The sequence below is a fragment of the Rheinheimera sp. genome, assembly GCF_030824435.1.
GTDB lineage: Bacteria > Pseudomonadota > Gammaproteobacteria > Enterobacterales > Alteromonadaceae > Pararheinheimera.
This window is the reverse complement of record NZ_JAVBXS010000076.1, coordinates 1-11,484: the sequence shown is the minus strand read 5'-3', so window position 1 is coordinate 11,484 and position 11,484 is coordinate 1. Positions and strand designations below refer to the sequence as shown.

The following is an 11,484-nucleotide window of genomic DNA, read 5'->3' as shown; positions in this document are numbered from 1 at the left end:
TGCCATCTTTTTTCAGTTGGATAATACGCCCCTGATGGCCACCGGTATCGCTGTCTGAAAAGCAGATGTTTTCTGTTGTCGCCCATTGTTGCACCGCCAATAAATTTTGCCGGCCTATCGCAAAATAATCTCCTTTAGCGTCAATACTGGCGCCACCAAATAAACGCCATTGCCAGGCTGTGGCGGGAGCCAGCCGGGTGACAGCCCGGTACAACACCGGCAGCGTATGGTCAGCAAAACGATAATCCGCTGCCACTCTGCCACGACCGCCCGGCAGCACCAGATGACAAATGGCAAGGTTGCCACTTCGGCTGTGACTGGCGCAAACAGCCACACAAGAACCTAACAGGGTTTGCACCAATTGATAGTCTGAGCCGACATATAACTCTCCCGGTTGCAGATAAAGTTTGTTGGCGCTGGCCCAGAGGCTGTTGCCAAAGCGGTTGTCTGAGGGTTCTGAATTCACGGCCATGATATGTCTTACTGCTTGGTTGGTATTGCAGGTGTAGCAGTTGTGCAGGCAAAAAAATGTACAAAAATGTGCAGAGCCCCGTTAGCACAGGGCCGCTATTTGCCTGAGCGCCCTGACTATTTAGTGAGGTCAGGGCAGGTAATCGTGTAACAAAGACTGCAACTGACTTCTGAAGCGGCGTGATACCGGCACCTGGCTGTGATCCGTCAGTTCCAGCAGATAAACCCCGTGTTGTAACGACAGCTGTTTTAAATGATGCAAATTAATCAAAGTGGAACGGTGAATTTGCACAAAACATTTGGGCAGCCTTGGCAAAATGGCTTTGAGGGTGTCGCGCACTACATGATTGCCGTCGGTGGTGTGAATACACAAATAATTGCCGGCCGACTGGATCATCAGCACACCGGGTTCGTCCAGACTCAACATTGAATGGCCATTATGAAATTTCAGTTTGGCCGGGTAGGGGCTGTAGCTGTTGTCCGGGTGTTGCCGCAGCAGGCTATGTGCGTTCATTAAAGTGCGCGCCAGATGTAAACGTTTGACCGGTTTTAATAAAAAGTTAAAAGCATAACTTTCCACCGCCTGATAAGCGTCCTGTTCTCTTGGGCTTTGGGCTATTAACAACGGTGCCTGATAAGGGGTTTTGTCGGCAAACATCGGATGTTCATCCGACAAGCCTGGTAAATGCATATCAAGAAAAATCAGGTCCGGTTGTTGATTGTACTGCAGCTCTAATTCGGCGAAGTCATGACAACAGCTTTGCAGCTGCAAATTGGGGTAATAACTGAGCAGGCTAAGCAAGTGGCGGCAAGCCTGCAGATCACTATCGGCAACCATCAACTTTAGCGCGGGCATTCCATGCTCCCACCATCTTGAACAAGTGCCACATTATAGGTAGAAAGCGCAATTGCCGCCACGGCGGTCGCCGCAAAAAGTCATTCTGTAACAATAAGTTAAATTGCTTTGTTTGGGTTATATTTCTGTAATTTTATTGCGTTGCCAAGGTGCGATTTAGCAAAAATCGCTAACGCTGACGCTGTTCTGCTTACAAATTTTCACAAATTAGGGAAGCCCTTTCATTTGGACGCCTTGCTGGTTGTGGCAACAAAAGCGGCCAGTTTTGTTTTTTAGTTTGTGCTATCGCACTAAACCAGCAAAGGCTGCAACTGTTTTATCCAGCAGTGACAGTGCCTTGTTAAAGATAAAAAAAGCCGGTGTTAAAACACCGGCTTTGGTTGGCATCAACGCAGTAGCTCTGCGTGAAAACCGGCTTAATTGACTGCGGTTTTTAAACCACGGCGAATCAGCAGTGCATCTGTGGTTGGTTCCTGACCACGGAAGTTTTTATAAGCTTCCATTGGTGGCAGGGTGTTACCGACAGATAAAATGTGTTTACGGAAGTTCACGCCGTTTTCCAGCTTTAAACCACCTTGGGTTTGTATATAAGCATAAGCGTCGGCGGCCAGAATTTCCGACCACATATAAGCGTAATAACCTGCTGAATAACCACCACCAATAGAGTGGCTGAAGTAAGTTGATTTATAACGTGGTGGTACAGCGGCAATATCTACACCGTGTTTTTTCAGCGCGTCTTGCTCAAATTTTTCCACGTCAGGAATGTCTGTGCCCGGTTTTAACGCGTGCCATTCCATATCCACTAAAGCGGCTGCCATATATTCCAGGGTGTCAAAACCCTGGTTAAAGCTGCGTGACTTCATAATTTTTGCCAGCAGTTCAGCCGGAATTGCTTCCCCTGTTTTATAGTGTTTGGCGTAGTTAGCAATCACTTCAGGGTAAGCTGCCCAGTCTTCCTGGAAGGTTGACGGGAATTCAACAAAGTCGCGTGACACAGAAGTACCAGCCAAAGTCGGATATTTTACTTTGGAGAAAATACCGTGCAGGCCATGGCCTAACTCGTGGAACATAGTAGTCACATTGTCATAACTGACCAGCGTAGGTTCGCCGGCCGGACCTTTTGGAATGTTCATCACGTTGACCACTACTGGCTTGGTGCCGGCTAAGTCGCTTTGATCCACAAAAGAGCTCATCCAGGCGCCACCACGTTTGCCGTCACGGGCAAAATAGTCAGCGTAGAAAATAGCCAGACTGGTACCGTCAGCATCAAACACTTCGTACGCTTCCACATCCGGATGATAAACCGGCAAATCAGCGCGTTTTTTGAACGTAATACCAAAAAGTTTGTTCATGGTAAAGAACACACCGTCGTGTAATACACGGTTAAACTCAAAGTATTGTTTTACTTCGTTTTCGTCTAAGTCATATTTGGCTTTACGTACTTTTTCAGCGTAAAACTCCCAGTCCCATGGTTGCAGCTCAAAATCACCGCCTGTGCTTTTAATCATTTCCTGAATGGCAGCAGCTTCCACTTTGGTGTTGGCAACCACGGCTGGCACCATGCTACCCAGCATATCCATCACCGCCTGCGGTTTTTTCGCCATGGCTTTTTCCAGCTGGTAATCAGCCCAGCTGTCAAAACCTAACAGTTGCGCCCGTTCAGCGCGGATTTGTGCCAGCCGTGCCACCAGAGGTCTGTTGTCAGTTTCACCCTGGGTGCCACGAAAGGCCGAAGCTTGCCAGATTTGTTGACGCAGTTCGCGGTTTTCCAGCACAGCTAAAGCTGGCTGACGGGTGGTGTTGGTCAGTTCAATCACATATTTACCTTCCTGACCACGGGCTTTGGCGCCTTCGGCAGCAGCCTGAATTTCAGCTTCTGACAAACCAGCTAATTTAGTTTTGTCATCCACAAAAACGGCGATGTCTTTGGTGATTTTTAACAGGTTCTGGCTGAACTGGTTGGTCAGCTTGGAGTGTTCTTCGTTTAAAGCGCGGATTTTGGTTTTTTGCTCGTCAGTTAAAAGCGCACCGGCGCGGACAAAACGATCGTAATAAACTTCAGTTAAACGTAATGACTCAGCATCCAGATTCAGGCTGGTGCGGTTGTCATAAATGGCTTTGACCCTGGCAAACAGCGCCGGATTTAAGTTGATATTGTCGCCGTGTGCCGCCAGTTTAGGCGCCATTTCTGATTGAATTTTCAGAATGTCCGGGTTGCTGATAGTGCCTGTCATATTAAAAAATACTGAGCTGGCGCGGTCTAACAGCGCACCACTTTGCTCCATAGCCACAATGGTATTTTCAAAAGTGGCGGCTTCAGTGTTGTTGGCAATTTTTTCAATTTCAGCGGCATGTTCAACAATGCCCTGTTCCATGGCTGGCTGGTAATGTTCAACCTTAATTTTGTCAAACTCAGGCGCCTGATATTGCAAACTGCTTGCTTGTAACAGCGGGTTGCTGGCGGTGACAGCAGCAGTTTTGTCGTCAGCAGCTGCGACTGGTTGAGCTTGTTGTTCGGCTTGCGCCGGGGCTTTGTTGTCAGTACAGGCAGTTAACGCCAGCACTGCTGCAACTGTGGTTGCAACCATGGTTTTTCTCATCTCGGTTATTTCCTTGGAATTCGTGTAGGAACAGTAATGCCAAATGGCAAAGAAGCTCGTCGAGTATGCCAAAGCGCACACTGCTGTCACGCAGATTTTCAGCCAAAAGCCTCATCTTTGCGTTAAATAACATCTGGCCTGCTGCAAAAGCTGAATTTTGTCAGCCATACTGGGGGCAGGCGGTGCAAAAATCCGCTGCCAGAAGCTGTAAATTTATCTTTGTTTTCAGTTTATTAACATCAGTTGGCGAAGACTGAGGCTGCAGCAGTCTGGTTTCAGGCGGGCAAAATCCTAGTAAAGTGAAGGTTTGGCCGGCAACAAAACAATCAGCCGACAGCAGCAGGTGCAGCCTGCACCCAGATCAAGAGGACCATTATGTACAGTATGACCGAAGTACCTTTGACCGATCCGGCCTTAGTTGCGCTGTTTAAGGCGTTATCCGATGCCTTAGGTCACACTGAACAGGAAGATCCTCAACAACTGGCGATAAGTGGCGCTGATGTGATTCTGGCGGTGATAGCCTGGCATGACGGCAAAGCTGTTGGTTGTGCCTTATTACGTAAACTGAATGACGATACCGCTGAAATTAAGCGGATGTATTCGCGCCAGCCGGGGGTGGGTACAGCAGTGCTGGCTTATCTGGAAACTTATGCCCTGCAGCATGGTTTTCAGAAACTGGTGGGGGCTGCCCGTATTATTAACAGCAAAGCGGTGAATTTTTACCTGCATAAAGGTTTTAAAAAATGCGCCAGTTATGGCAAATACAAATACAGTTCGCAGTCGATTTGTATGGAAAAATCACTGAGTTAGGCCAGTACCTGCCTGCTGTTGGCAATAACAAAGCCAATAAGCCAGACCCAAACCCCAGGACCCGGCTGCATGCCGGGTTTTTTGTCAGAATTTATGTTGTTGTTGCTTGAGAACTTGCTTCGCCACCCATAAGTCACGGTATTATCTTTTTATCTTGTTGATATGCCCCGGGGGGCTGTAATGGACAATCTGTTATTTAATTTTACCGGTCTGCCGCCATTTTCAAAAATTACACCAGAGCAAGTGTTGCCAGCAGTAGAACAAGCGCTGACGCATTGCCGCGCCGCTGTGGAACAGGCGGTATTAACCCGTCCTGTCAGCTGGCAGGCGCTTGTCAGTGCAACAGAAGCCAGCTCTGACCATTTAAGCAGCCTTTGGTCACCGGTATCTCATTTAAATTCAGTGCTTTCATCAGCAGAGCTGCGTGAAGCTTATGAAAGTTGTTTGCCGCTGTTATCTGATTTCAGCACCTGGGTAGGGCAACACGAAGGTTTGTATCAGGCTTATGTTGAGCTGAGCCAAAGCGCAGCATATAAAACCCTGAGCGGCGCGCAGCAAAAAGTGATTCAAAACGCGCTGCGCGATTTTAAATTGTCGGGCATAGGTTTGTCAGACGCCAAAAAACAACGTTATGGCGAAATTCAAAGCCGGTTATCCGATTTATCTTCCACTTTTTCCAACCACTGTTTAGACGCCACTCAGGCCTGGTTTAAACATGTCGCAGATGAAAACGAACTGGCCGGTTTACCTGAAGATGCCAAATTAGCGGCAGCTGAAGCGGCGCAAAGCCGTGAGCTGGAAGGTTTTGTCTTTACGCTGGAATTTCCAAGTTATATCGCGGTAATGACCTACGCCGACAACGCAGCGCTGCGTGAAGAAATGTACCGTGCTTATTGCACCAGGGCGTCAGATCAAGGCCCAACGGCCGGTCAGTTTGATAACAGCGCCATTATTGAAGAAACTTTGGCGCTAAAACACGAGCTGGCGCAGCTGCTGGATTTTAACAACGCCGCTGAAGAATCACTGGCCACTAAAATGGCGCAAAGCCCGGCGCAGGTGCTGAATTTCCTCAGTGATTTAGCCAAAAGAGCCAAACCTCAGGCCAAACAGGATTTAGCCGAATTACAGGCTTTTGCCAAAGAGCAACATGGCAAAACCAGCTTAAATGCCTGGGACATTGGTTATTATGCTGAAAAGTTAAAAATGGCTAAATACGCCATTTCCGACGAAGTCTTAAGGCCTTATTTCCCGGAGCCTAAGGTGCTGGGCGGTTTATTCGAGGTGCTGAATAAACTTTTTGGTGTGACGGTAAAAGAGCAACAAGGGGTGGATGTCTGGCACCCTGATGTGAAGTTTTATCAGATTGTTGATGCCAAAGGTGAGCTGCGTGGCAGTTTTTACCTGGATTTATACGCCCGCGCCAAAAAACGCGGTGGCGCCTGGATGGACGTGTGTCAGGACAGGTTATGGCGTGCTGACGGCAGCCTGCAACATCCGGTGGCTTATCTGACCTGTAACTTTAATAAACCTGTTGGCGGCAAACCGGCGCTTTTTACCCATGACGAAGTGGTCACTTTATTCCACGAATTTGGTCATGGCCTGCACCATATGCTAAGCAAAGTAGACGCCAGCGCAGTGGCTGGTATTCATGGGGTGCCATGGGACGCAGTAGAGCTGCCAAGCCAGTTTATGGAAAACTGGTGCTGGGCGCCTGAAGCTTTGCAGGTGATTTCCGGTCATTACGAAACCGGCGAACCGTTGCCGCAGGACTTATTGGATAAAATGCTGGCGGCGAAAAACTTCCAGAGTGCGATGTTTTTAGTACGTCAGCTGGAATTTGCGTTATTTGATTTCCGTTTACATGCCGAATATAACCCTGAACTGGGTGGCCGGGTGCAGCAGCTGCTGGACGAAGTGCGTGCTGAAGTTTCAGTGATAGTTCCACCCCGCTTTAACCGCTTCCAGCATAGTTTCAGTCATATTTTTGCCGGTGGTTATGGCGCCGGTTATTACAGTTATTTATGGGCCGAAGTATTGTCGGCCGACGCCTTTAGCCGGTTTGAAGAAGAAGGGGTGTTTAACGCCAGCACTGGTGCTGACTTCCTCGCCTGTATTTTAGAACGTGGTGGCAGCGCCGAGCCAATGGAGCTGTTTAAAGCTTTCCGTGGTCGCGAACCTTCCAATGCGGCTTTGTTACGCCATATGGGTATTCACGCTGGCGAGGCAGCCTGATGCAAGGCTTCAGTGGCAAAACAGCGTTATCAGCCGCGCTGCTGTTAAGTCTGTTGGGGTTGTTGGGCGCTTGCGGCCAGCAGCAGCAACAAACAGCAACACCGGCACCTGCTGCTTCCGCAGCAACAGAAACACCAGCAGCAGTTGTGTCTGAAGCAGTTGCCGAACCGGCAGCTGAAGCAGCAACAGCCAAAGCGGGCGAGGGCAACAGCATGACAGAACAACATAAGATAACGGTCGGCCTGGATAAAACCGAACTCAAAGCGCTTTACAACGACATTCAACAAATGGCCGGTAAAGCGCAGGCCAATGATGTGGCGCAGTGCCGGGTGGTTGGTGTTGGCGCCAAAGCTTGTGGCGGGCCTCAGTCTTATCTGGTGTATTCCACATTAAGTGGCAATGAAACCGAACTGCTGCAAAAAGTTGAACGTTATAACGCCTTGATGCGTATGCAGAACGAGCAACAAGGCCTGATGTCGGATTGCGCCATAGTGCCGGAACCTGGCGTGGTGCTGGTGAACGGTTTTTGTCAGGCCGGCCCAAAAGCAGATCTGATGTAGGCGGCTTAGCATCGGCTGAGCCCGGTTAAATATCACAGATAAAATTGGCGTTTTGCCAATTTTATTTTTTACAATCCTAACAAAAACATTGGCTTAAAAGGATAGTGTCATGGCGAAGGTGGAAACAGCAGCGCAGATTTACCAACGGGCGCTGGAGCGCAAAGGTGGTGAAGCTCAGCTGCAATTATTGCTTGGCCAGGCCCCGTTAAGCACCACAGAGCTGCAACAACACCATGACAACGACTGGCTGGCGGCTTTTAGCAAAAAAGTATTCCAAAGTGGTTTTGTCTGGCGGGTGGTGGAGCAAAAGTGGCCGGGTTTTTGTGAAGTATTTTTTGATTTTTCCGTCGAAAAAATGCTGCTGATGAGTGACGAAATGCTGGCCGCCAAAGCGCAGGACGCCCGTATTATCCGCAATGCCAATAAAGTGCTGACCATTCGTGACAATGCGTTGATGATCCACGATTTAGCCCGTGAACACGGCAGTTTTTCTGCCATGGTGGCCGCCTGGCCAACCGACAATATCATCGGCTTATGGCAGCTGCTAAAACAACGTGGCGCCCGTTTAGGTGGCAACACCGGCCCTTATGCGTTGCGGGCTATGGGCAAAGACACTTTTTTATTAAGCCGTGATGTGGAAGCTTATTTGCGGTCTTATCAGGTGATTGAAGGTGGTTTAACCAGCAAAAGCAATCTGTTAAAAATTCAGGCGCAGTTTAACCAGTGGCAACAACAATCGGGTTTAAGCCTGAGTCAGCTGAGCCGTTTAGTGGCGTTCAGCACTGGCGATAATTATGTTGGCCTTGCAGCTGAAATGCCGGACTCTGACGGGATAGAAACTGCATGAACGGATTGAATGGCCAGCACCAGTTGCTGCTTGCCGACAACTTGCCTACAGAGCTGCTGGCACAAGCCCAAACTTTTGGCGTCAGTCTGGTAGATGCAGCGCAAGGCTGGCATTTATGCTGGTTTGAACAACAACTGGTGCTGCGTAACAGCGATTTACCCAAGCAAGGTGACATTCTGGTGGATTTTGCCAGCGGCGCCGCCACCTACAGACGTAAATTTGGTGGGGGCAAAAGTGAAGCGATAGCCAAAGCTGTTGGCCTGAGTAAAAAAGCCGGTTTAACCGTGATAGACGCCACTGCTGGCCTGGGGCGGGACGCTTTAGTGCTGGCCAGTTTAGGTGCCAATGTGACGCTGGTGGAGCGTAACCCTTCCGTTGCCTTATTGCTGTGGGATGGCCTGCGCCGTGCCAAACTCGACCCTGAAGTGTGCGACTGGTTGCCTGAACGGATGCAGCTGGTATTTGCCAGTGCCGCCGAAGCGTTAACGCAGTTGCCTGTGCCCGATGTGGTGTATCTGGACCCGATGTTTCCGGCACGGGAAAAATCGGCAGCGGTTAAAAAAGAAATGCGCGCTTTTCACGATGTGGTGGGCAGCGACCCGGACGCCGATGCGCTTTATGCCTTAGCTTATGCACTTGCCAGCAAAAGGGTGGTGGTAAAAAGGCCGGGTTATGCCGAATTTTTAGCAGGGCAAAAACCCAGCATGAGCATTGAAGGCAAAAACAATAGATTTGATGTGTATGTTAAAGCTGCGCTGGATTAGTTCAGCCTTATTTCTGCAAGATTTTGTGAAGAATCAACAAATCGCAATAAGCGAATTTCATTTTAAAAACAGGAGCAAACCATGATTAAGGTGGGCGAAAAATTACCGGAAGTCGACTTTCAGCGATTAACCGACAATGGCGTGGTGACTTTAACCACCAAAGAAGTATTCAGCGGCGAAACCGTGGTGTTATTTGCTTTGCCAGGCGCCTTTACGCCAACCTGCAGCGCCGCCCATTTACCTGGTTTTGTGGAGCTGGCTGAGCAATTTTTTCAGGCCGGTGTTGACCGTATTATCTGCACCGCCGTCAACGACGCTTATGTGCTGGACGCCTGGGGCAAACAACAAAACGCCGGTGATATTCTATTTTTAGCCGACGGCGCAGGCCGTTTTGCCACAGCTTGTGGTTTGTCGGTCGACAGCGGCGACTTCGGCGGCCTGCGTTCATTACGCTACGCCATGATAGTGGAAGACGGCGTGGTGCAATTGTTAAACGTCGACGCGCCTAAGACCTTTGAGCTGACCAAAGCGGAAGTGATGCTGGAGGCGGTGAAGCAGCGGTCTGCTTCTTAATTGCTGGCCCGCAATGGGCAGGTGTTGCTTAACTATTTGGTTTTTATTTAAAAATTAAGGCGTACCAGTGATAGGCGGTGCGCCTTTTTTGTATTTGCGTGCTTTTGTCCCGGCACTTGTCCGGTTTTATCAAACGTAAGTTTTACTAGCAGTAGGCAGTATGCCGCCGTTTTGGCTTTGTTTTTAGCTTGCAGCTAAGGTTGCTATGCCGGGTTTCGCCCCGGCGGACGAGCCCCTTTCTTTGCTGACAAAGAAAGGGGCGCAAAGAAATCACCCCGGTAAGCCTGCGAAAGCCCGCTAAAAATCAAAAGTTTGAGGCGCCGCCAAAACTCGACGGCTGCTAACGTCAGCCGTCTCAAACAGTTGGCGTCTTAAAACCTCAAACTTTCAATTTTTATCGGCTTGGCTAAACGGGGAGGAAAAGCGTCGACTTGGGGATTGGGTTGTTCTTGGCTGATAAATGTAGAACCGCTTGTCCTCTTGTATGTTATTTGTAACAGCTTAACTATGTGAGCTTATCCCCGCTTTCACGCTCACCCAAAAATCGCTGCTGTTATAACCACTTGTCGCAAATCATATTTATCTGTAGCTTTGATACATATTGGAACAAAAGAAGGGGAAAACCACGCTTTAAATCGTGATTTTTCCCGTTGATTAAATTGTTATACGCAATCATGAAATTGAAGAACATCAAGTCACTGTCACACAATCTAAGCCACTCATTTGTGAGTTTTGAGAATTACGTTGATGGTGAGTTTGTATTTAAAGAACTCAGAGAGTTAGCTGTAAAGGCCAACGGGGGAAAGGTCTCCATCTATTGGCTATACCCAGAAAATAAAGTGGCTCCTTTGTTCAATCATCGAATCACTAAAAGTATCGAATATTACAAAGAATGGCTTCCAAAGCTCCTTGTCCAACATGAATTAGAGGCTTCAGTAATTGAGGAGCTAAGGACTGATATATACCTTGCAGCAAATAGGCAGCTTGAAGTTCAAGCCTATGCACGAGACATAAATGGCAAGGAATATGTCAAAAATATCTACGAAGTTGCTGACTTCAAGCCATTTGAAGGTGAGCCGTGAGTACAGCGTATAACAAACAAAGGCAGCACGCCCTGCTGCTTTGGTAGTTAGAGAGCATTATGGAGTCAGTGCCATACAAATTATCTGAAGGATTATACCTTGAAGGCTCAGGGACGGTATTGCCGTGGTTTAAAAGCTTGCACCAAATAGCAAAAATGGGTGGTAAACCATTACCTGAGAAAGGAAAAACCAGCCAATTATTCTGGGAACAGGAAACCATATTTGAAGATTTGGTTGTTTCAATCCAAGCAATGCAGCAAGGTAATGGTATCTTCTTTTTGCATCCTAAAAATCAAGTCCAAGCAGATTCAGCACAAAAAGAATATGAGCAGGTAAAGGGTGCATTGCTTTCTAAATTTGGTTCACCTACAGAGGTAGGTGAAAATGATGGTTACCCGTATACAAGGTGGTTCTGGGGTAATATCTGTGTGAGTCTAACCATCGCTGAGCGGTTCATGGATTATGTATCCTTGTCAGTATCAAATGGGGTGATAAAAAATGCCCTCTAACAAGTCAATCAACTTCGCGCCTTCGGCGCCGGACGCACTGAAGCGTGCCAGTTATTGAAGCGTTAGCCTTACAGGAAGAATATGAACAATCTGAGAATTATATTTGGCTTACTCATCGGTTTGGCAGCAATGTTTGCGCATGCAGACTTATCTGACAATGCTCTTGTTCCAAAAGAAGAA

At 48.3% G+C, this 11,484-nt stretch carries 11 protein-coding genes; 8 read left to right on the top strand and 3 right to left on the bottom strand.

Annotated elements, in window-relative coordinates; genetic code table 11:
- The 3 genes from RCH83_RS13610 to RCH83_RS13600 all read right to left on the bottom strand — a co-directional run.
- On the bottom strand, positions 1–472 hold a 472-nt coding region (locus RCH83_RS13610; RefSeq protein ID WP_306523002.1), incomplete at its 3' end, for a chemotaxis protein CheD.
- A 129-nt stretch (positions 473–601) separates the two neighbouring features.
- Positions 602–1,327 carry a LytTR family DNA-binding domain-containing protein gene (locus RCH83_RS13605; RefSeq protein WP_306523000.1) on the bottom strand — a complete coding sequence of 242 codons (726 nt, stop codon included), beginning with the start codon at positions 1,325–1,327 and terminating at the stop codon, positions 602–604.
- 416 nt (positions 1,328–1,743) lie between these two features.
- A complete protein-coding gene (locus RCH83_RS13600) occupies positions 1,744–3,927 on the bottom strand; it encodes a M3 family metallopeptidase (RefSeq protein WP_306522998.1) in 2,184 nt (727 codons plus the stop codon).
- A 375-nt stretch (positions 3,928–4,302) separates the two neighbouring features.
- On the opposite strand from RCH83_RS13600, the gene RCH83_RS13595 reads away from it, so the two are divergent.
- The 8 genes from RCH83_RS13595 to RCH83_RS13560 all read left to right on the top strand — a co-directional run bounded on the left by RCH83_RS13595 (position 4,303) and on the right by RCH83_RS13560 (position 11,304).
- Positions 4,303–4,737, top strand: coding sequence for a GNAT family N-acetyltransferase (locus RCH83_RS13595; protein WP_306522996.1), 435 nt, complete (start codon positions 4,303–4,305; stop codon positions 4,735–4,737).
- 180 nt (positions 4,738–4,917) lie between these two features.
- Positions 4,918–6,969 carry an oligopeptidase A gene (gene prlC, locus RCH83_RS13590; protein ID WP_306522994.1) on the top strand — a complete coding sequence of 684 codons (2,052 nt, stop codon included), beginning with the start codon at positions 4,918–4,920 and terminating at the stop codon, positions 6,967–6,969.
- Entirely contained in the window at positions 6,969–7,529 is a 561-nt protein-coding gene (locus RCH83_RS13585) for a hypothetical protein (RefSeq protein WP_306522992.1), read from the top strand. The genes prlC and RCH83_RS13585 overlap by 1 nt, the downstream gene beginning before the upstream one ends.
- Positions 7,530–7,638: 109 nt before the next feature.
- Positions 7,639–8,376, top strand: a complete 738-nt coding sequence (locus RCH83_RS13580) for a DNA-3-methyladenine glycosylase I (RefSeq protein ID WP_306522990.1) — start codon at positions 7,639–7,641, stop codon at positions 8,374–8,376.
- Positions 8,373–9,140, top strand: coding sequence for a class I SAM-dependent methyltransferase (locus RCH83_RS13575; protein WP_306522988.1), 768 nt, complete (start codon positions 8,373–8,375; stop codon positions 9,138–9,140). Before RCH83_RS13580 ends, RCH83_RS13575 begins: the two co-directional genes overlap by 4 nt.
- Positions 9,141–9,221: 81 nt before the next feature.
- Positions 9,222–9,713 (top strand): peroxiredoxin, encoded by a 492-nt coding sequence (locus tag RCH83_RS13570; RefSeq protein WP_306522986.1) that lies wholly within the window; start codon positions 9,222–9,224, stop codon positions 9,711–9,713.
- A 725-nt stretch (positions 9,714–10,438) separates the two neighbouring features.
- Entirely contained in the window at positions 10,439–10,795 is a 357-nt protein-coding gene (locus RCH83_RS13565; protein WP_306522984.1) for a hypothetical protein, read from the top strand.
- Between the two features lie 59 nt (positions 10,796–10,854).
- A complete protein-coding gene (locus RCH83_RS13560) occupies positions 10,855–11,304 on the top strand; it encodes a hypothetical protein (RefSeq protein WP_306522982.1) in 450 nt (149 codons plus the stop codon).
- Positions 11,305–11,484: the final 180 nt, after the last annotated feature.